15 protein-coding genes are annotated in these 21,009 nt (G+C 68.7%); 8 read left to right on the forward strand and 7 right to left on the reverse strand.

Features of this window, described 5'->3' with window-relative positions; translation table 11 throughout:
* The first annotated feature begins 126 nt into the window (after positions 1-126).
* On the forward strand, positions 127-1,362 hold the full coding sequence (locus tag POL72_RS00630) for an MFS transporter (RefSeq protein ID WP_272092932.1): 1,236 nt from the start codon (positions 127-129) through the stop codon (positions 1,360-1,362).
* Between the two features lie 36 nt (positions 1,363-1,398).
* Here POL72_RS00630 and serA read toward each other — a convergent pair whose 3' ends face one another.
* On the reverse strand, positions 1,399-2,649 hold the full coding sequence (serA, locus tag POL72_RS00635; protein WP_276596356.1) for a phosphoglycerate dehydrogenase: 1,251 nt from the start codon (positions 2,647-2,649) through the stop codon (positions 1,399-1,401).
* A 182-nt stretch (positions 2,650-2,831) separates the two neighbouring features.
* On the opposite strand from serA, the gene POL72_RS00640 reads away from it, so the two are divergent.
* Positions 2,832-3,998, forward strand: a complete 1,167-nt coding sequence (locus tag POL72_RS00640) for a S1C family serine protease (protein ID WP_272092934.1) — start codon at positions 2,832-2,834, stop codon at positions 3,996-3,998.
* A gap of 74 nt (positions 3,999-4,072) precedes the next feature.
* Here the strand turns inward: POL72_RS00640 and POL72_RS00645 are convergent, their stop codons facing one another.
* Together POL72_RS00645 and POL72_RS00650 are read right to left on the reverse strand one after the other, a co-directional pair.
* Positions 4,073-5,449, reverse strand: coding sequence for a DUF1552 domain-containing protein (locus POL72_RS00645; RefSeq protein WP_272092935.1), 1,377 nt, complete (start codon positions 5,447-5,449; stop codon positions 4,073-4,075).
* Positions 5,446-7,146 carry a DUF1592 domain-containing protein gene (locus POL72_RS00650; protein ID WP_272092936.1) on the reverse strand — a complete coding sequence of 567 codons (1,701 nt, stop codon included), beginning with the start codon at positions 7,144-7,146 and terminating at the stop codon, positions 5,446-5,448. The genes POL72_RS00645 and POL72_RS00650 overlap by 4 nt, the downstream gene beginning before the upstream one ends.
* Positions 7,147-7,681: 535 nt before the next feature.
* Between POL72_RS00650 and POL72_RS00655 the strand changes: the two genes are divergently transcribed.
* The 3 genes from POL72_RS00655 to POL72_RS00665 all read left to right on the forward strand — a co-directional run bounded on the left by POL72_RS00655 (position 7,682) and on the right by POL72_RS00665 (position 9,143).
* Positions 7,682-8,503, forward strand: a complete 822-nt coding sequence (locus POL72_RS00655; RefSeq protein ID WP_272092937.1) for an alpha/beta hydrolase — start codon at positions 7,682-7,684, stop codon at positions 8,501-8,503.
* A gap of 102 nt (positions 8,504-8,605) precedes the next feature.
* On the forward strand, positions 8,606-8,863 hold the full coding sequence (locus tag POL72_RS00660) for a hypothetical protein (protein ID WP_272092938.1): 258 nt from the start codon (positions 8,606-8,608) through the stop codon (positions 8,861-8,863).
* The gene (locus POL72_RS00665) at positions 8,856-9,143 is read left to right on the forward strand and encodes a hypothetical protein (RefSeq protein WP_272092939.1); all 288 of its coding nucleotides are present in this window, start codon (positions 8,856-8,858) and stop codon (positions 9,141-9,143) included. The genes POL72_RS00660 and POL72_RS00665 overlap by 8 nt, the downstream gene beginning before the upstream one ends.
* A 124-nt stretch (positions 9,144-9,267) precedes the next feature.
* On the opposite strand, the gene POL72_RS00670 is transcribed toward POL72_RS00665, so the two are convergent.
* Positions 9,268-11,631 carry a DUF8728 domain-containing protein gene (locus POL72_RS00670; protein ID WP_272092940.1) on the reverse strand — a complete coding sequence of 788 codons (2,364 nt, stop codon included), beginning with the start codon at positions 11,629-11,631 and terminating at the stop codon, positions 9,268-9,270.
* Here POL72_RS00670 and POL72_RS00675 point away from each other — a divergent pair.
* A complete protein-coding gene (locus POL72_RS00675) occupies positions 11,630-11,821 on the forward strand; it encodes a hypothetical protein (protein ID WP_272092941.1) in 192 nt (63 codons plus the stop codon). The two genes, POL72_RS00670 and POL72_RS00675, sit on opposite strands and share 2 nt — an antisense overlap.
* A 289-nt stretch (positions 11,822-12,110) precedes the next feature.
* Here the strand turns inward: POL72_RS00675 and POL72_RS00680 are convergent, their stop codons facing one another.
* From POL72_RS00680 to POL72_RS50905, 3 genes are all read right to left on the reverse strand, one after another.
* Entirely contained in the window at positions 12,111-12,530 is a 420-nt protein-coding gene (locus POL72_RS00680; protein ID WP_272092942.1) for a hypothetical protein, read from the reverse strand.
* 475 nt (positions 12,531-13,005) lie between these two features.
* Positions 13,006-15,441, reverse strand: a complete 2,436-nt coding sequence (locus tag POL72_RS00685) for a hypothetical protein (protein ID WP_272092943.1) — start codon at positions 15,439-15,441, stop codon at positions 13,006-13,008.
* A 208-nt stretch (positions 15,442-15,649) separates the two neighbouring features.
* Positions 15,650-17,488, reverse strand: coding sequence for a UbiA family prenyltransferase (locus tag POL72_RS50905; RefSeq protein WP_272092944.1), 1,839 nt, complete (start codon positions 17,486-17,488; stop codon positions 15,650-15,652).
* Between the two features lie 208 nt (positions 17,489-17,696).
* Here POL72_RS50905 and POL72_RS00695 point away from each other — a divergent pair, with 208 nt between their 5' ends.
* The gene (locus POL72_RS00695) at positions 17,697-19,484 is read left to right on the forward strand and encodes a hypothetical protein (RefSeq protein WP_272092945.1); all 1,788 of its coding nucleotides are present in this window, start codon (positions 17,697-17,699) and stop codon (positions 19,482-19,484) included.
* 112 nt (positions 19,485-19,596) lie between these two features.
* Positions 19,597-20,967, forward strand: a complete 1,371-nt coding sequence (locus POL72_RS00700) for an FHA and sigma-54 interaction domain-containing protein (RefSeq protein ID WP_308738103.1) — start codon at positions 19,597-19,599, stop codon at positions 20,965-20,967.
* Positions 20,968-21,009 lie beyond the last annotated feature (42 nt).

Here is a 21,009-nt window from a genome sequence, read left to right on the forward strand (position 1 = left end):
GCGCCGCGCTGCCCCGCGAGCGGCGCTCGCGCGAGCGCGCGCGGCGCGACCGCCGGCGAGGCGCGTTTCCTGCCGTACGTACCCGTTTGACACGGCGGAGCGACCGATCGAACCTGGCGGGCGCTCATGCTCCGCCGCATCCCCGATCGCAATATCTGGCTCGTTTTTGGCGCGATTTTCCTCCTCGGTCTCGCGTACGGCATCGCCATCTCGCTCACGGCGGTCTTCCTCGATGCGCGCGGGTTCACCAAGACCGACATCGGCCTGCTCGCGTCGTGCTTCGCGCTCGGCATCGTCCTGCTCTCGCTGCCGATGGACACGCTCATCCGCCGGTTCTCGGCGAAGACCACGCTGATGCTCGCGCTGGCCGGGTACGCGGCGGCGGTCGGCGCCTTCCCCTTCCTGCCGAGCTTCGCCGCCATCGCCGCGGTGCGTTTCCTCGACGGGGCCTGCTCGGTCGGCATCTGGGTGAGCTGCGAGACGATCCTGCTTGCCCGGTCGGACAAGGACAACAAGGCGTTCGTCACGAGCCTCTACGCCGTCTCGATGGCGCTGGGCTACGTCCTCGGACCGCTCTGCGCGCCGCACATCGTCGCGCTCTCCTCGATGCCCGCGGCGTTCCTCCTCTCGTGCGTGATCTCGCTGATCTCGGCCGTCCTCGTGCTCGCGCGCCTCGACCGCGACCTGCCGGGCATGTCCGAAGCCCACGGGAAGGCCGGCGCGGCGAGCGCGGAGGATCCCTCGTCGTCCTCCGCCTCGATCCTCTGGCGCATCAAGACCGCGTGCTTCGCGACCTTCGCCTACGGGTATTTCCAGGCGTCGGTCGTGCTGTTCCTCCCGCTCTACCTGATGGCGTCCAAGGGGGTCACGCGCGATCAGACGATCCAGATCCCCGCCTACTTCGCGGTGGGCATGCTCCTCTTCACCAACGTCTTTGGCCGGATCGGCGACCGCCGCGGCCACCTCCTGCTCATGCGCGTGCTCGGCACGATCGGCACGCTGATGATCCTCGGCTTCGTGTACCTCGATCGTTACGACGCGATGTGCGCGGCCGTGTTCGTCGCGGGGGCGACGCTCGCGTCGATATCGCCGCTCAGCCTGGCGCTCCAGGGCGTCGTCACCGCGCCGCGCGACTACAGCCGCGCGAACTCGATCTACAACGTCTTCTACGCCGCCGGGATGCTCCTCGGCCCCCCCGCGTCGAGCGCCATCTACCAGGCCGCGGGCGGCATCGCGATGATCTACCACCTCGCGGTGCTGTGGGCCGCGTTCGTCGTATTCACCGTCGTCTTCGCGGGCGACGACCCGGCCTCGCGGCGCAGCGCCGGAGAGCGCGTCAGCGTCCCGGTCTGGAATGAATAGCGCCGGGGCGCGGCGGCGCCCCGGCTCGACGCGGCTTCAGTAGAGCACGCGGGTGCGGATGCTGGTCTCCAGCGCGCCGATGCGCCGGCTCACCTCGGCGGACACGTCCTGCGACAGGTCCATGATCAGGTAACCGATGTTGGCGTCGGTCGACAGGACCTGGCTGTCGATGTTGGCGTTCACGTCCGACACGATGCGGTTCACGTCGCGGAGCACGCCGGGCACGTTGCGGTGGACGTTGAGGACGCGGTGCGTGCCCTTGAGCGGCGGGAGCTCGACATTCGGAAAGTTCACAGCGCCCGTCGTCGCCCCGGTCGTCCCGAGCTGCGTCAGCGCGCGCGACACCTCGCGCCCGATGGCCTCCTGCGCCTCCTCGGTCGAGCCGCCGATGTGCGGCGTCAGGATCACGTTCGGGAGCTTCTGCAGCTCGGTCAGGAAGCCGTCAGAGTTCGACTCCGGCTCCTCCGGGTAGACGTCGATCGCCGCGCCCGCGAGGTGGCCGCTCTTCAGCGCCTCGGCCAGCGCCGGGATCACCACGACCGAGCCGCGGCTCGCGTTGAGCAGGTACGCGCCCTTGCGCATCTGCGCGAGCTCGGCGGCGCCGATCATGTCCCGCGTCTCCGACGTGGCCGGCACGTGGAGCGAGACGAAATCCGACTCCGCGAGCAGCGCCTGCAGCGTCGGCAGCGCGCGGTTGTTGCCCATCGGGAGCTTCTGGGCGATGTCGTAGTAGACGACGCGCATGCCCATCGCCTCGGCGAGCACCCCGAGCTGCTGGCCGATGTGGCCGTAGCCGATGAGGCCGATGGTCTTGCCGCGGATCTCGTAGCAGGCCTTCGAGACCTTCTTCCAGGTGCCCGCGTGCACCTCGCGCGACCTGTCCCCGAGCTGCCGGGCCAGCATGATGGACTCGCCGATGATCATCTCGGCGACGCTGCGCGTGTTGCTGAACGGCGCGTTGAACACAGGCACCCCGCGCCGGTTCGCTGCGTCGAGGTCGACCTGGTTCGTGCCGATGCAGAAGCACCCGATAGAGAGCAGCTTGTCCGCCTTCTCCAGCACGCGCGCGGTGACGTGCGTCTTGCTCCGGATGCCGAGAATGTCCACGCCCGCGAGCGCGGCGATGAGCTCGTCTTCCTTCAGCGCGGAGCTCCGCGTCTCGATCTCGAACGATCGCGACCGGAACAGCTCGTGCGCGCTCTGGTGAATGTTCTCGAGCAGGAGCACCTTGACGGGCTCCTTCACGACAGGGGGGGTCGTCTGGAATTTCGTTGCTGAGGGCGTCATGGGCTTCATCCGTCAAGGCCACATCTACCGCAACTTCGCCCTTTTGCATCCCAGGATCCGATGCGACGCCGATGCCAGGGCGCATCCGTTCCGCGCATCCGTTGCGCGCGGCAGACTGCCGCGCCGCCCCGCCGCGCGCCGCAGGGGAGACGCCTCGCCGATAGCAAGCTAGATTGCGCCGCATGCGCCACCGCAGACACGCTCGACTCCCTGCCGTCCTCGTCGTCGCCGCGCTCGCCGCCTCCGCTGGATGCAAGGGGAAGCCCGGCCCCAGCGGACCGTCGCCCAACGCGACGAAGGTCCCCGACGCGCCGACGGCGTCGGCGACGATCGACACGACGCCGCCGCCCGTCCCGCCGTCGAAGGGCGCGCTCATCGAGGACGAGCGCAACTCGATCGCCGTGTTCCGCGACGTCGCGCCCTCGACGGTCTTCGTGACCCAGCAGCGGCTCGTGGTGGACCGCTTCTGGGGTACCGCCGTCGAGGTGCCCGCGGGCTCGGGCTCGGGCTTCGTCTGGGACGCCGACGGGCACGTCGTCACGAACTACCACGTCGTGGCCGGCGCCCAGTCGCTCGTCGTCCGGCTCCAGGGGGAGAAGACGTTCCCGGCGAAGCTCGTCGGCGTCGAGCCGCGCAAGGACATCGCGGTCATCAAGATCGACGCCCCCAAGGACATGCTGAAGCCGATCCAGGTCGCGCCCCTGCGCGAGCCGCTGGAGGTCGGGCAGAAGGCGATCGCGATCGGCAACCCGTTCGGCCTCGATCACACGCTGACGACCGGCATCATCAGCGCGCTCGGGCGCCAGGTCCAGGGCGTGGGCGAGGTGACCATCCGCGACATGATCCAGACGGACGCCGCCATCAACCCCGGCAACTCCGGCGGCCCGCTGCTCGACTCGAGCGGGCACCTCATCGGGATGAACACGATGATCTTCTCGAAGAGCGGCAGCTCCGCTGGCATCGGCTTCGCCGTGCCGTCGACGACGATCGCGCGGATCGTCCCGCAGATCATCCGGACCGGGAAGGCCGAGCAGGTCGGCCTCGGCATCCAGCTCGATCAGTCCCGCCGCCTCGAGCGGCGCAACGGCATCCGCGGCCTCATCATCATGAGCGTCGTCCCGGGCGGCCCCGCCGAAAAGGCGGGCCTGCACGGCCTCTCCGAGGGCGACCGCGGGCTCGTCCTCGGCGACGTGATCGTCGGGATCGACGGCACGCCCGTCGCGGACTACGACGGGCTGTACCAGGTGCTCGACGGCAAGAAGCCGGGCGACAAGGTGAAGGTCGACGTGCTCCGCGGCCCCAACGGCGAGAAGGCCACCATCGAGGTCGCGGTAGAGCTCCTCGGCTGAGCCGCCCCGTCTCCGCCCCGTCCCCGATATATGCGAGCGCCTGTGGAGCTCGCCCGCTGCGGCGGGCTCCCCTCTCAGGCAATGATCGTATCGACGAGTCCACCTTCTAGGCTCTCGTCGCCGAAGTCGTCGAGCGGGCCGCCCTGGCCGTTCGTGCAGCCGACGGCCGCGCCGATCGTGTTGAGCAGCTTGTTGACGGTGATCCGCTCGTCGATGAACTGGCCGGTCTTCAGGTAGCCCGCGGCGCCGCCGGCGAGGATGTACGGGACCCTGGAGTAGGCGTGGTACTTGTCCGCGAGGTCGTTGAGCCACACGGCCACGCCGCGGTCGAGGAGCGTCCCCGAGCCGAGATCGTACGACGAGAGCCTGTCGAGCAGGTGCTTGAACATCCGCGCGTGGATCCGGTCGATCTGGTGGTGCAGCTCCTGCGCGCCCTCGATCGGCGGGCCGACCTCGCCGTCGCCGTCGATGCGGTGCGAGATCTTGTGGAAGCTCTTCTGCCGCACGCCGTGGATCGTGTACTCGGTCGAGTCGTTGCCGTCGCCGACCTGCAGGGTCGCCGCGCGCGTCGCGCCGCACGCCATCGCGAGCGCGATGATGTCCATCTGCATGCGGGTGACGGTCTCCACGTTGTCGTAGCTGCCGACGTTCGGGGAGATCGCCTCCATCTCCGCGACCCGCTCCGGCGGGAGCGCGCAGGCGAGCCCGACCTCGAGGTCACGGATGCTGTCGAAGTGGAGCTGTAGCCGCTCGCGGTCGCCCTTGCTGAGGTCCTTCCGGCGCATGAGCGCCTGCATCTGCTCCCGGACCAGGTCGTTCACGCTGGCGCGGCGCGCGGCCAGCGCCTCCGCGGCCGCGGCGTCCACCTCGGCGAGCCCGAAGAGCTTCTGGTACGCCTTGTACGGGTCGCGCTCGGCGGCGCGCAGCTGCTTCGGCCCGCGGTACGAGAGCACCTCGTTGATGTAGCCGGCCATCCTGCCCGCGTAGAGCGTCAGCGGCTCGACGCCCGCCGGGTTGAGCTCGGTCGCGATGCGGTTGTCGATCGACTCGCCCATCGCCAGCGACTCGTTGCCCGCCGGATCCTCCGACACCTGCGCGGCAGTCAGGCACTGGTTGCCGCCGCCGGAGTGGCCGCACCCGTTGCCCTGGAACGCGAAGCGGACGCCGCGCACCATGATCAGCCGGCTCGCGTAGTCCTTGAGCTCGCTCACCGCCCGATCGGCGTCCGCGGCCATCGACTCGGCGGTCAGCGGGCCTGTCGCGCTGGGCCAGAACATCTCCGGCTCGTCGCCGACCTGCTGCGCCACGCCGTTCGCCTGGCGCATGAAGATCGCGAAGGGCGGCACGTCGCCCGTACCGGCCGCCGCGCGGCGCGGCGCGAAGGTCTCCAGGAACGGGAGCGCCACCGTGACGCCGAACAGGCCTCGAAGCACACGTCGTCGGGTGATCATGGCGCCTCCGCGGGAACGCGAGCGAGGAACGGAGTCGAAGAGACGATCCGGACGATGAGCTCCTTGGTCGAGGCGCCGCCGCGCGACGCCTCGCCGAGCTCCTCGACGAGCGCCCGGTCCTCCGCGCGCACGCCGCGGCCGTGGGAGAACTCGATCCAGCGCTGCGCGTAGCACGCGTGCGCCTCGCTGCTCTCGGCAAGGAGCTGGCTGAACTCGACCGCATCCGCGTAGCTCCTCGGCTGGCCGCCGAGGGTGTAGACGTCCGCGGAGTCGACGGGCGCGCCATTGTCGGTCGTGCGGTACTTGCCGATCGCGTCGTAATGCTCGAAGGCGAACCCGGCGGGGTTGATGAGCACCCCGTGGCACGACGCGCCGCACGTCCCCTTGCCCGTGTGCGCCTCGACGCGCTCGCGGTTGGTCGCGAGCTCGCCCGGCGGCAGCGAGGTCGCGTTGTCGGGCGGCGGCGGCAGCGCCGCGCAGAGGATCCGGAGGTTCACGAACACGCCGCGGTGGATCGAGTCCGGCTGCCGCGCCGTCGCCTTCGCCGCGAGGAAGCCGAGGCGCGTGAGCAGCCCCGAGCGCTCCGCCTCGTCGAGCTCCACCCGCTTGAACTCGTCCGAGAAGTCGCCCTCGACGCCGTAGACCGCGGCGAGGTGATCGTTGACGAACGCCGTGCGCGCGGTGAGCAGGTCGGTGAGCCCGCCCTCCTCGTCGAAGACGACGTGATCCACGAAGAGCTCCGCCTCGCGCTGCATGTCGTCGCCCATCTCGGGGACGAACTCGGGGTAGAGCGCCTGGTCCTTGTTGAGGTCGTGGTACTGCTCGTAGTCGTAGAGCTGCCGGTGGAACGCGCCGACGACCTCGCGGGCGCGCTGGTCCTCGAGCATCCCCCCGGCGTAGGCGCGGACGGCCTCGCGGCTCGAGAGCTCGCCCGCCTTCGCCGCCTCGAGGAGCTCGTCGGAGGGCATCGTGTTCCACAGGGTGTAGGCGAGCTTGGTCGCGATCTCGTATCCGCCGAGCGGGATGAGCCCCCCCTCCGCCGGCCCGGCGCCGATCTCGACGCGGTAGACGAAATGGGGGGACTGCAGAAACGCCTCGATCGCCGCGCGGACGCCCGCGGCGAACGGGTCCTCGCCCTCGAAGAGCTCCTCGCCGCGCTGGAACAGCGCGACGTACGCATCCCGCTCCTCGGCCGTGAGCGGGCGCCGGAACGCCCGCTCGCCGAACCGCTCGACGAACGCCTGCGCCCGCGCCTCCGGCGCGTCCGGCAGGTCCGCGGGCGCGATCCGATCGAGCTTGCCCTGGTCGGCGGTCACCATCGCCGCGAGCTCCTCGGCGGCGCGCTGGTAATCGCCCCAGAGGCCCGGCGCCACCAAGAGCGCAGCCTCGTTGTTGTCGAACACGCCGCCGAGCGGGTCGCTCGTGAACGACGCCGAGAGCCCGGGCCGGTCGTCGAGGCGCAGGAGGTCGCGCACCGTGTTCTCCCACTGCGCGTGGGTCAGCCGCGGGAACATGCTGCGCTCGGCGACCTCGGGCCCTGTCGGCCCGCCCGGAATGACGCCATCCCCTTCGCCTTCCCGCGGATCACCCACGGCGCCCGTACACCCCGAGATCAGGAGCGCAGCGACGCTCAGCTGCGCGCCGAACAGCCGCCGCCACCGCGGGAAGGCGGTCAATCGACAAGCCGGTGAGATCATCGAGCTCTCCTGATGAGCAGATCGATTGTGTACGCAGGAGACACACCTTGGCCGCCACCGCGACGAGATGGTCAATCGATAAGCCGGTGAGGTCGCCGACCTCTCCTGAAGAAAGGCTCCGAACAAATCCGGACTGCACCAGGCAGCCGACGGTGGGCGCAACGCCGGGTGCAACGAGGCGCCCTGCTGAAGCAGGGCGTCGCGGAGCAACGACGCGACGCGCCGACCATCGGCTGCCTGGCGACAAGAGGTTTCGTTCGCTCTAAGCCAAGCAGCTAGATCCAGTTATGTAGGAAATACACTTTACTAACAACCCCAAAAAAATCTTGGTCGATGGCAGATGCGCGGCGATCGCCCTGGAGCAGACAAATCCAACGGCACCCAAAACTCTCCTTACTCGTGTGTGTGATCTCCCATGCATGCGGCCATGGCAGGAGATCTCGATGGCTGGCCAGGCCCGCCGAGGCGGGTGCGGTGTTGCCGCCGGGAAGTTCGCTGTTGCTGCCGAGCAGCGGGTTCAGCAAGCATCTCCGCGATGCGCCCCGCTCGCCTCCGCCGCTGCCACGCCTCGTCTGCGCTGGCGCTCGCGTCGCTCGCGTCGCTCGTCTTGCTCGCCGCGTGCGAGCGACGGGCAGCCCCGCCCGGGGGCGGCGCGGCGGGCACCGAGCAGCAGGCGCCTCCCCCCGCGCCTGCCGCGAGCGCGACGGCCCCCGCCGCCGCGGTCGAGTACCTCGAAGAGGTCACGGGCGGCGCGGACCGGAACGAGGCGCTCCCCCTCGTCATCGCGATTCACGGGCTCGGCGACCGGCCCGAGTCGTTCGCGGGCCTGCTGTCGGGCGCCGACTTCAAGGTGCGTCTCATCGTGCCGCGCGGGCTCGCGCCGTACGGCGGCGGCTACTCGTGGTTTCCGCTCCAGCAGGCGCTCGCGAGCGATGACGTGGGACAGGGCATCTTGCGCGCGGCTGCCGCGCTCGCGGCGGCGATCGAGCGGGTCGCCGCCGAGCGGCCGACGCGGGGGAAGGCCATCGTGACCGGCTTCTCCCAGGGCGGCGCGCTCACGTTCGCGCTCGCCCTGCACCACCCGCGCGTCGTCGGCGCCGCTTTCCCCATGGGCGGCTGGGTCCCCCCCGCGGTGCTCCCCGGCGCAGGCGCGACGGCTCCGGCGCTCGTCGCGCTCCACGGCGAGGACGATCGCCGCGTCCCGATCGGCCCGACCCGCGACGCGATCGCGGCGCTCGACGCGCGCGGCGTCAGGGCGAGGCTGGCGAGCTACCCTGGCGTCGGCCACACGGTGAGCGGCGAGATGCGGCGCGACCTCCTGCAGCTCATCCGCGACGCCGCCGCCGAGATGCGCTGACGGCCGTCCGGGCGCAGCTGCGCCCCTCGCCACGAGGGCCGCTACTTCCTCGCGTTCCGCACGGCCCCGAACCACTTCGCCAGCGACAAGGCCGAGATCTACGTGCTCAGCTCGACCGACCAGACGCGCTGGACGGTAAAGACCCGCGTCGCCCTCGGGACCGACGTGCGCGAGCCGCGGCGGCTCTCCTACGGCGGCGCGCTGTACCTCTACTTCGCCGTGCTCGGGAAGGATCCGACGAAGTTCGAGCCGCAGGGGACGACGTTCGCCGTGTACGAGGGGCCCGGCCCGCGACGAGATCCACCTGTTCGGCCGCCGCAACCTGAACGAGACGGGGAATTACGATCTCGACATGGATGAGCTGCCGCCCGCGCAGCAGGCGCAGAAGTACCTCGTCGAGTCCTCGTTCGAGCCCAGGCGCTGCTCGCTCTGGAAGGTCGACCCGGACGCGCTGTCGGTCTCCTTCGTCCTCGACCTGCCGTCGCGCGGGGACACGTGCTTCGCCTCGGCGCTCGACGCCGGCGAGCACGAGATGACGGTGTACAACTACACCTCTCCGCTGGACGGAGGGGATCTCGACTGGTTCCGGGCGCAGGGCGGGCCAACGATCATCTACCGGACGACGTTGACCCTGCCCTGACGCCGCGTTCGCCTCGATCACAAAGCCTCTAGGCCGAGCCCCCACGCGAGCACCGGACGTCGCTGGCTGCCTCCGGATGGCCTATCCGGAAGCAGTCAGCCACATCACCCTCGGGTCGGCTACTTTAGCGATCCTCCTCGGGAAGAACGGAAATTGGCGCAGTGGCACGCTCCGGGCTTCTGGCGTCCCACTGCTCGATTTCGTCGACCATGATGTGGCCATAACTGTCTGCGCTGCGATCCTCGATTCGAATCGACGCGCTCTTTCCTTTGAACTCGGAGATATCCCAGACGCGCCGTCCCATGATTTCGCTCATGCAGCCTGTCGCGCTGCGCACAGGCTGACCATCGACCAGGAGCGACACGGTCAGGCCCTGCGGGTCCATACCGCCGCCTATCTGCAATGTCATGATGTCGCCGACGATCATGAAGGGTGCTGAAACCGACGAACCCGTGGCTCCGTCGAGCAGGCGATCGGCCATGGAGTTCGCGAATGGCCCGATATGCCCCGCCACGAACTGCTGGTCAGGGACCGGGCTCGTCGTCGGAAACCGCACGAAGCTATCTCCCCAGGTCTCCCAGCGTTCGGGCGCATCGAAACCGAGCCGTGCTCGTGGGCGCATCGGCAGCGGAGCTCCACCACGTAGCAGCAGCACCTCGCTCACGTTCGCCAGGCTCGGCTCCCACTCGGTCACGCGCTGGAGCAGGCGCGCCTGGCGCTCCCGATCATCGTGATGCCGAAAGTAATACTGGTCGAAGAACCAGAGATCGCACGCCAGTCGCTCCGGGGTCGGCCGGTCACGCTCCGGGTAGTAGCGATCGATCGTGCGACGCACGTCGGTGAAGCGGACCTCGCGAGAGTCCTGCAGCCCTTCCAAGAACTCCGTGTGGAACCCGGTCATGAAATACTGCGTCCCCGCAAGCCTGAGCCTCGTCAGTTGATCGTAGGGTGCTGGGAACACGGGGTCGGTGGACAGGTCTACTTGGCGGTCGAATAGGTATGCACCGCCGCTGTTCTTCTCGTGGCCGGGGCGGCCGCGCCTCCGGATCGGCTGGTGGGCGATGGTGCGATCTGTAAGGCCAAATACATCCACGATGGGTACACGCGAGAGGTAGCCGAAGATGCCGATCGAACCAGCGGCGACCGTCGGCGTGCCCCAACGCTCCACGACGAGCCTGCGCAGGTCGCGCGCTTGCTGCGCAGCGGGAGACACGATGCCGTCCTCGGACAGCGCTCTCATTGCATAGAACGTGCGCTCGTCGGCGACATGCCAGTATTTCTCGCCCGCGCGCACGACGGTCGTCGGCCACATCACGGGGAGTATGCTGAGCAGAGCCAGCGCGCCCAGCGCGTTGACCGCCAGGTTGCATCGGGTCAGAAGCCAGCGCACAGCGGATTCGGCGAAGACAACGAGCAGCGGCAACAGGACAACCGCCAGCCGACCCAGCATGAAGTCGCCCCCGATCTTGGCGACATATACGGCGTACAGCGTACCTCCGATCAGCAGCTGTCGGGCCTCCGGAAGATGCCAACGGAGCACGGCGCCCTCGACCGCAAGCGGGACGACCGCCAACAGCCCGGCAGAGAAGACGGTGACGGCCCAGTACACCCTACCCTGGCTGAAATAAAGGAGCTCGGCCGATTTCGCGTAGTAGGTATTCGGAAACAGTTCACCGTAATAATGCCACCGCCATATGTAGTATGGCACGTATACGAGCGCGAGCGGCAGCACATAGCGGAAGATCTCGCGGCGGCGCTCCCGGTACGTCAAGAGCACCGCTCCGAGCGAAGCATAGAAGACCGCGTGGTCCGGGTGCGCCATCGTCGCCGCGATGCCCGCTGCCGCCGCGCTGAGCGGGCGGCGCCGCGCGGCGCAATCCATCGCGAGCAGAACCATGAACGCCCCAAACATGGTTTCAAGCCCGGAGGTCCCGAAGCTCCCCATCGTGTAGCTGCACGCGATGAGGAGCGCTGCGAGTGGCATGCCGAACCGCGACTCCGGATTGATTCGGGCGCTCAGCCGTGTCGAGAGGACGATCACGCCGGCGAAGCAGAGCAAGGACAAGACGATGGACGTCGTGATCGGTCCGACTCCGACGGCCATGGGCGCTGCGACCAACAGGGTCCAAAGGAAGTTCGTGTAACCTTCGACGCGCTCGCCTGGATTGAAGACGAGCCCATGCCCGCGTACCAGATTCTCTGCGTACCGGAACGAGATGAAGGCGTCGTCGGCGACCCACATCAAAGTCCAAGCCCGGATCACTCCGAAGGCAGCAGCGCCGAGCGTCAGCGCCCAGGACAGCCGGCCGATGACGCGGCTCTCCAGGGTTGCATGCAGCAGGCGCCGCGCAGCAGGGACCCGAAGGAGCACGAACGGCAATAGGAAGACGAACGCTGCGAAGAGCGACGCCAGCACCCACGGCAGGCACTGGGGCAGCGTGGCACGGTAGCGCTCGAGGAGTTCCGTCAGCAGAGGATGTTGCAACATGGCGTCACCGGCGGGGCAAATGAACTCTCGTTTCTGGCAACCCTGGCAAAACAGATGCCCTCTTTCGGTAGAAGGGCCGCATCACGACGACCCGGAAGCAATGGGGCTCTCGGGCGAGCGCGAGCGATTTGCGCTGTGGAAGGTCGACCCGGATGCGCTGCCGGTCTCCTTCGTCCTCGGCCTGCCGTAGCGCGGGGACACGTGCTTCGCCCCGGCGCTCGACGCCGGTGAGCACGAGATGACCGTGTACAACTACACGTCTCCCCTGGACGGCGAGGACCTCGATTGGTGCCGGGCGCAGGGCGGGCCAACGATCATCGGACGACGTTGACCCTGCCCTGACGCCGCGGTCACCTCAGCCTCGACAACGAGGGCGCGGGCGAGCACCGGACGTTGCAGGCTGGCTACGGACGGCCCTTTCCGAAGGCAGCCGGCCACACCCCGCCTGGCTCGCTCGCATCTGGTTCAGGATCGGTGGCTCAATCACACGAGTCGTGGCTGTCTACGTCCTTGCAGAAAGCCTTCACACACCACTTGAGCTCGTCCTTGACCTTGTCCAGGACCTCGTCGGCATGCTTGACCTTGCCGGCGCCATTCTTGTCAGCGTGCTTGATATCCTTCAGGACATCCTTCACGCAGTCACAGAGGCCGCTGAGGTCGTCTTGGCAATCCTCGCCCCCGGTGCCCCCGCCGCCGCCAGCGGTGCTCCCGCCGCCGCCAGCGGTGCTCCCGCCGCCGCCAGCGGTGCTCCCGCCGCCGCCAGCGGTGCTCCCGCCGCCGCCAGCGGTGCTCCCGCCACCGCCAGCGGTGCTCCCGCCGCCACCGGCGGTGCTCCCGCCGCCGCCCGAGGTGCTCCAGCCGGCTGAAGCCGACGTCGCGTCGAAGAACGTACTATACATAGCTCCAAGGAACAGAAGCGGAGCTGCATACCTGATAATGCTCTTCATAAATATCCCCCTATTATCGGATACCGCTGCGCCACCACGAGCGCGCTGACGTTCGTTCTCTAGGGCGACCAGGGTAGCTGCTCACAGCCTCGCGTCAATCGACATCTCAACCCAGCGACTCACATGCTTTCGATAGACGCTGCCGCCTTGAGCGATCGCCTCTGATGCCCTGGCCGCGTCGGTGACGCCTTGGCCTCAATCGCCACGCCGTCGCGCGCAGCCCGCGCTGAGCACAGGGCTGATCTGTTGTGTCTCGTTCGCATTGAATTCGACAGCCCTGACTCTCGTCTGTCGGCTACACGCGCCGCGCGGACGATCATGGCTCCGCCATCCCGCAATCCGAGGCCGAGCTGGCGGCCGTTCGGCGTAACCATCGCTCATGACGAGCCGACTCGTCCCACGCAGACAACACCGCAGTCACATCGTTTCAGCCCACCGACTCGCTACCGGTGGCGGTTTGCTCCAGGTGCTCGAGCGGTGCTCGGGCCGGACCTCGGGCCAGCATCGCGCCTTGCCGACCGCGTCGGTGCTGGTCGAGGACAAGCGAGCCGAGGATCGCAGCCATGCCCACAAAAAGAATGACCGTCGCGCCGTAGAAATGGGTATCGACCCGCGGCTCGAGAACGGTTTTGTATTGCGCGACACACATTCCCAGGAGACAGCACCAGATCCAGGCATCGAGCGCGCGCACCGGACGAATCTCTCCGTTCGCAGCGCCGGCGCGCTCGACAGCCAGGAGCGGGAACAGAAAGACCATATGAACATAGTAATTCATGGGATTGAAGACGATAGGAACCAGGAACAAGCCGAGCAGGGCCGACTGCTCGATCCGCTTCCCGCGAGCGGCGAGCACGACCGCCAACATGAACAGCGCGGCCACGACGGCGGTCAGCAAGGGAGCCACGCGCTGGATGAGCTGGTCAGAGGGCTCCCAGCCCAGCGCGCCCGCGATTCGGCCCAGCGCGGCGAACGTGTGGTGATCACCGTACCCCACGAGAACGCGCAAGCTCACCTGGTTCACGAGGTCCTCCCGGTTGAGCAGTGAGACCTTCCGCCCCCAGCTCGCCCAGGCCGCCGGATCGAGCACCACGAACGAGAGAAGGACGAGCGCCACGATGCAGAGGATCGCGCCGAGCACCGCGCGGATCGTGCCGCGCTGGTGCTCGAGGATGCGTCGCACCGACGGGAGCCTCCTTTCCTTCTTCCACTCGTGCCCGATCCACCACAAGGCCGGTAGCACCATGGTCACCAGCGCGAGCGCAGGGAATGCTCGGATCAATGCAGCATAGGCGAGGAGCGCACCGCCCAACATCCAGCGCTCGCGGCGCAGCGCACAAACGCCGAGCGCCAGCGCGACCATCCAGTCGTGGCGCAACGTCGCACCTGCCCAGTTGGTGCCGAACATATAGAAATCGTTCGCGCCAAAGATCGTCGCCGAGACCAGCATGGTCCGCACACCGAAGGTGCGCCACACGGCCACGAACGCGAGCAGGAGCAGCATGGGATCGAGCAAGCCGCTGAGGAGCAGCGTCTCGTCGCTCGCGTGCGTGTGGGCGAAGAGGAGCCTCGCCACCGTGAACCAGATCGGTGTCGCGTTGCCGCCGTGATCGATCAGCGTGCCGAGGTAGTCCCTGGTGCCCATCGTCTCGCGGAAGTAGCGCATATCCCGCGTGAACTCCTGCCAGCGCTCGGGTGAAAAACGTCGCTTCACCCCCTCGATCTGATCGGCGACGTCCCTCACCCGGACGACATGGTGCGTGTTCAGATCGCGCAGCTGCACGTCCCCGTAGCGCTTGATGGTGGCGCCCGGCACATCGTCCACCAGAGCGGCGACGCTGGCCAGATAGAGCCCATCGAACCGCAGCTCATGGAAGTACTTCGCCACGGGGTAATACACCCGCATGTCGTAGTTGTGAATGACGCTCGGTCGATGGTGCTTGTGATCCCAGAACTGGGGTTGGCCGAGGTTGTAGAAGGCGGCGATGGCCACGGCCGCCGTGAGGCCGAGCACGCCGACGGTCACCCGGGGCTCCGGCGCGTGGTCTCGCCGCGCGAGCGCCTCGCGCACGACCGCTGCCAGGGCCACCGCTGCGGCTGCGGCCCGGATCAGGGAGATCTCGAGTTGCCCCACCGGCCAGATCTCAGGATTCGACCCCGCGACGACGACGAAGATCGCCGCCAGGCACACCAGCGCGGCGAGCCACCAACGCTGGCCTCGCCGGGCCCAGAACACGAGGGCGGAAATAGCTATACCGAACCAGAGGACAGTCGAGCGGAACCAGGTGTCTCCCGGCGCGCCTCGACGCGCTGAGGGCTCGGGCGGAAACACGGCCGGCTGCTCGGAGAACAGCTGGAGCTCGCTGAGCGCGTAGGATCCATCGCCGCCAGAAGGCGAGATGCGAACGTACCGCGCCGTACCGTCCAAGCCGGCGTTGTGGCGCTGGCGCAACCCGGAACCACCCACAGGCGGGGCAGCCCAGATGGTCTCGAACTCCACTCCGTCCGACGAGGTGGAGACGATGTAGCGATCGTTGTTGTCTCCCTGGAGATATGCTGCTGTCACGCGGACGTCGCGGCCGAGGTCGTACTCGATGAATGACGCAGACGACTCGAACCGACAGGTCATGTCCGTCTTCCAGTCATCGCCTTCCTCCGAGACGACTCCATCAGTCAACCTGACTGGGCTCGTGACCCCGCGAGCGCTGCGCGGCTCGAGCCCGCTCAGCAGATTGCTGTCGACCGGAGCAGCCGTAGACGTGACGCTCTCGCTGGGGTGGCATCCCGAACCTGCCGCCATTAACCAGGAGAGGATCGACGCGACAACGAACAGCGACCAGACATTTTTCCACTTAATCCGCGTCATAGGACCGCACCTGCCAGAGAACGACGGCAGCGCAACCTTCGCTCCCATAGTTGACGTATCAATTTGACAATATTGAATTATGTTCGAGACCACGCTCTCTCCGGCACTGCCGACATGAACTCCGTCCAGGGGCAGAGCGCCATCGTTCATCACAAGGGCATGATTGGGCCCGCCCCCTCGACGTGCGCGGCGCGTGGGCGCGCATCAATCAGCCGCCGATGTGCATCGTCGCGAGCAGCAGCACTGCGCCTGCCGACAGCCCGACGAGGTAGCAGGCTCGGTCCTTGAGCGCGAACACCACCGGGTCGGCGTGCATCTCTCCGCGGTGCGCGAGGATCCACAATCGGCTCACACAGTAGACGAGCAGCGGACATAGGAGCCAGAGCAACATGGGCGTCTCGTATAGGCTCACGACCTGCGGCGAGTTGATGTACAGGCTCAGGATCGCCACGCTGAGGAGGCCGCTCGAGGTGCCGAGAGAACGGAGCGCGTCGGCGTCGCAGGACAGGTACCCTCTCCCCGCCACGACCTGGATCTCCTTCGCGCCGAGGTCGTGGACCTCGATGAAGCGCTTGAGCATGGCCAGGCTGAGGAACAGGAACATGCAGAATGCGAGCAGCCACGACGACGAAGGCAGCCCGGTCGCCGCGCTCCCGGCAAGGACCCGGATCGTGTACAGCCCCGCTAGCAGGTGTACGTCAATGAGGAGTTTTCGCTTCAGATACATCGAGTAAGCTACGGTCAGGGCGTAATAGAGCACGAGGATGGCCTGGAACGAGCCCGGCAGGAGGAGGCTCAGCCCGAGTCCGGCGGCGAGGCATCCCGTGCACATCCAGACGGCAGTCCCGAGCGGCAAGGCGCCCGAGGCGAGCGGCCGGTGACGCTTCACCGGGTGCCGGCGATCCGCCTCGAGATCGAACATGTCGTTCAGGAGGTAGACGCTGGAAGCACACAGGCTGAACGACGCGAACGCACACGCCGCCTGCGCCAGGAGCACGAGATCGAGCAGACGATGCGACGTCAGGAGCGGAACGAAGAGAAGCGCGTTCTTGGCCCACTGGTGGATCCGCAGCGCGCGGGGGAGCACGCGCAGGAGCCGCGGCGATTCTTCCATGATGTCGCGAAGGTGCGGCCCGCCGTGACGGCGGGCCAGGTACACGAACGGGCGGCCGCCGAGTGCGTCGTGAAGACAACGAGGCGCGCCGCTTTCGGATCTGTCGCCGGCGCTGGAGATCACCTGAGTGAAGACGCCGAGGTGCGCGGCGATCGCGTGCCCGATGCGGATGTCCGCCGATGTCGTGAGCGCGATCTCGCGCCCGAGACGGTGCTGCTGCTCGAGGTACGCGAGGAGCTGCTCGTCGTAGGGCAGCGACGCCACTTCGAGCGAGGCCCGGCGTTCCACCTCGCGCCAGAAGGATGCCCGGCTCCAGAGCAGCCAGAGCGGCCACACTATGGCGTAGACAATATTACACTTGATCAATGAGATAAGCGCCTCAACCGAGACATTGGTCTTTACCAGTGTGCTGTCCGCGTCGACCGCCAGCACCGCCTGCTGCGCAAGATCCACCTCTGCGAGCACAGACTTCTGCATGGTCCCTCTCCCCCCAAGGTAGCCAGCACTGTCCACGCTGTCCGAAATTGCTCGATGACGAAGGGTGTGAGGCCCTCGGTTAAGAATATCACAGCGCCTTAAATGCGGGTGTTCCCGAGAATTAATTGCATATACGGGAGCCACGTCAAGCGTTCGGGAGAGCGATTGAACGACGGTGCGCGCAGAGCTGACTCGAGAGCTCCGGATGTCGTGGGACACCGCGATGGCGTGCGTCTTGGTCGCCGTGCGCTGGCAGCGCAGAGGGAGCCTCGTGTGAATTTTCAAACAGAGGAGTCGGGCAGGAGCCGATACGGACTTGGGCATGATATCGACATCATCTGCTCGGTCCGAGTCCAGCCGGAACATCGACCGCGATGTCACGCTCGCCGCGAGCTCCGCATGGTTGTCACGGATCTGCGCGCGCTGGCCGTCTTGCGCGCGGAACGGAGGGAGCACGTGTCCGGGTCACGCCGCACGTTTCGTCAACAGAGCTCGATCAGCGCAGCGCTCCAGGAGACGTCGCCTTCGCACAAACGTAATACAAATCACACTTGCCTGCGGCCTATGCCTGAGGGCCGAGTAAGCCGTGGATACGACGGCGCCGCGCGTAGCGCCCCGGTCCATCTACACGGCGCGCGCGGCATACCCTACGTTGCGGGCCCGAATGAAACCGGATCCTTCCGATCGCTTCGCGCGGTGGCTCAGCCACCCTCGCTTCTTCACGGCTGTCTTGCTCGCCGCGCTCGCCCTGGCGCTGCCCACGGTGGCGATCGCCTTCTATGCCGATGACTACATCCTGTTCTGCTACCTCGCGAAGCTGATCCCTGGCTCGCCGCCCTGGTACGATCTCTACAACTTCTTCCCCGGCGCCCCGGAGGAGACACGGGCTGCCGTCTCCATCTCCGGGCTGCCGTGGTGGACCGATCCGGAGCTCAGGATCCACCTTGTCCGCCCCCTGGCGAGCGCGCTGTTCACGCTGGAGCGCGCGGTCTTCGGCGACACCCCGCTCGGGTACCACCTCGTCTCGATCGCGCTCTATGTCGCCCTGGTCGCGGCCGCAGGCAGGCTGTTCCTGCGCGTGCTCCCGGGCGCGACCGCGGCGCTCGCGCTGCTGATCTTCGCGATCAGCGGGAACCACGTTCACCCGGCCGGCTGGATCGCGTGCCAGCACCTGCTGCTCGCGGCGCTCCCGGTGGTGCTCGGGCTGCTTGCGGTTCTCCGCTACCGCGAGGAAGGGTGGCGGCCCGGGCTGTACCTCGGCCCGCTCGGGCTCGGGATCGGGCTCCTCGGGGGCGAGGCGGCGCTCGGGGGGGCGGCGTACTGGATCGCCTATCAGCTCGCCGGTCCCCTGCCGCCGGGCCGCGCGGACGGCTGGCGCGCCCGGGCGGCCGGCGTGCTCCCGGCGCTCGGCCTCCTCGGGTACTTCGCCGCGTACAAGGCGTTCGGCGGCGGCGCAGCGCACACCGGCGGGTATATCGACCCGCTCACAAGCCCCCTCGCCTTCGTGGCCGCCGCGGCGGAGCGGCTGCCCATCCTGATCGGCGGCGCCCTCGTGGCCGTGCCCGCGGATCTCTCCGTCCCGCTCCCCAAGCTCCCCTTCATCGCGGTCGGGCTCGCGGCGGCCGCCGGCGTCGCCCTCCTCTACCGCGCTTGCCTCCCCGCGGTCCCGGAGCGCGAGCGCGCCGCCTTGCGCTGGCTCGTCCCCGGGGCGCTCCTCGCGTTCTTCACGAGCCTCGGGGGCTTCCCCGGGTCGCGCCTGCTCCTGATGCCGGGCCTCGGGATCGCGCCGCTCCTCGCCGTCGTCGTCCTGCGCGGGCTGGGCCGCGCCGCCTCGCCCGGGGTCGCGTCATGGCCCCGCCGCGCCGGCGCCTGGTTCCTCGCCGCCGTGCACCTCGGGCTCGCGCCGCTCCTGTTCCTCGCCGCCACGGCATCGAGCATCGATATCGCGCGCAAGGTCGAGGACATCGCCCGCAGCGCGGAGATCGACGCGCCGCCACGCAAGCGGGTCTTCATCGCGGCCGCCTCGGATCCGATGGCGTCCATGTACCCTCAGGCGATCCGCGCCCTGGAGTCGCCCGATTCGTTCTCCTGCTGGTCGATCCTCTCCATGAACAAGGGCACGCAGCGCCTCACGCGCACGGGCCCGTCCTCGTTCTCCCTCGGGCCCATCGGCGGGACGATGCTGACCGGGGCGTTCGAGACCCTTTACCGCGCGCCGTCCTCGCCGATCGCCGCGGGCTACGAGGTCGGCCAGTGCGGCGCCACGATCCGGGTCGCCGAGGTCGCGGACGGGAGGCCGACGCGGCTCGAGGTCGACCTGGGCGCGCCGCTCGAGGATCCGGGGCTCGTCATCCTGGCGTGGCGCGACGGGAGGCTCCGCCGCGTCGCGCCGCCCGCTGTCGGCGAGGCGGTGGAGTTCCCGTGGTCGCCGGGGCCGATCGGGTTCTTCTGAGCGCGGCGCTGGCCCCACGGATGCCTGGCGCGCGCTCGAGCCGCCCGGCGCGCGTTCGAGCCGCCCGAGCGCGGCGCGATGGCCCCCGCGCCCGCTGTGATACCGTGGCCGCGTGCCCAGCAGACCTCCGAGCAAGGCGGCCGAAGGCGGCCCCGAGACGCTGACGCACACCGGCTCGCCCGCGGATGACGGCGCGGGCGCGGTGCGCCGCTTCCGTCTGGAGCTCGTCGAGGGGCCGGCCCGGGGCGTCGTGTGGGATTCCTCCGCCGATCGGTGCTCGCTCGGATCGGACGAAGGCAACGACCTCGTCGTCGCGGACCCCACCGTCTCGCGCTTCCACTGCGAGATCCGCATCGACGAGGCCGGCGCGCGCGTCCGCGACCTGAAGAGCCGCAACGGCACGGCCGTCGACGGCGTCTCCGTCGTCGAGGCGTTCCTGCGCACCGGCAGCCTCATCCGCGTCGGCAAGACCGTGGCGCGCTTCGAGTTCGGCACGGAGCACAACCGCCTCCCGCTGTGGGACGAGGCGCGGTTCGGCGCGCTCTCGGGCGCGTCGGCCGCCATGCGCGGGGTGTTCGCGCTCCTGGCCCGGGCGGCGGAGCGCGACGTCACCGTGCTGCTCGAGGGCGAGACCGGCACCGGCAAGAGCCAGGCGGCCCGCTCGATCCACGAGCGGGGCGCGCGGCGCGAGAAGCCGTTCGTTGTCGTCGACTGCGGGGCCATCCACGGCAACCTGATCGAGAGCGAGCTCTTCGGGCATGCGAAGGGCGCGTTCACGGGCGCGGCGGAGCAGCGCGTCGGCGCCTTCGAGGAGGCGTCGGGCGGGACCATCTTCCTCGACGAGATCGGCGAGCTGCCGCTCGACCTGCAGCCGAAGCTCCTGCGGGCGCTCGAGGCGCGCGAGATCCGCCGCGTCGGGACGAACACGGCGCGGACGGTCGACGTGCGCGTCATCGCGGCCACGCACCGGGACCTGCGCTCCGAGGTGAACGCGGGCCGCTTCCGGGCCGATCTCTACTTCCGGATCGCGGTCGTGCGGATCCCGATGCCGCCCCTCCGGCAGCGGCCGGAGGACATCCCGGCGCTGCTCGACGATCTCCTCGCCGCGCTCCACGCGACGCCGGAGGAGGCCGCGGCGCTGCGGGAGCCGAAGGTCATCACCCGCCTGAAGCGCGCGGCGTGGCCGGGCAACGTGCGCGAGCTCAGGAACTACGTGGAGCAGTACCTCGTGTTCCGCGCGCCGCCGCCCGTGAGCGAGCTCGCGCCGGTGAACGCCCCGCCGCCGGTCGACGCGAGCGTGCCGTACGCCGAGGCGCGCGACCGGGTCCTCGCGGACTTCGAGCGCCGCTACTTCGAGGCGCTGCTCCGCGCCCACGACGGCAAGGTCTCGCGGGCCGCGGCCGCCGCGGGGCTGGATCGGCGGTACCTGTACCGCCTGCTCCACCGGCACGGGCTGGGGCCGGAGCGCGATCCCGAGGGGTAGCGCCGCGGCGTCGGAAACTTGGACAGGGTTGGCGGGGGCCGG

This window comes from Sorangium aterium, from assembly GCF_028368935.1.
In the GTDB taxonomy this organism is placed as follows: Bacteria; Myxococcota_A; Polyangia; order Polyangiales; family Polyangiaceae; genus Sorangium; species Sorangium atrum.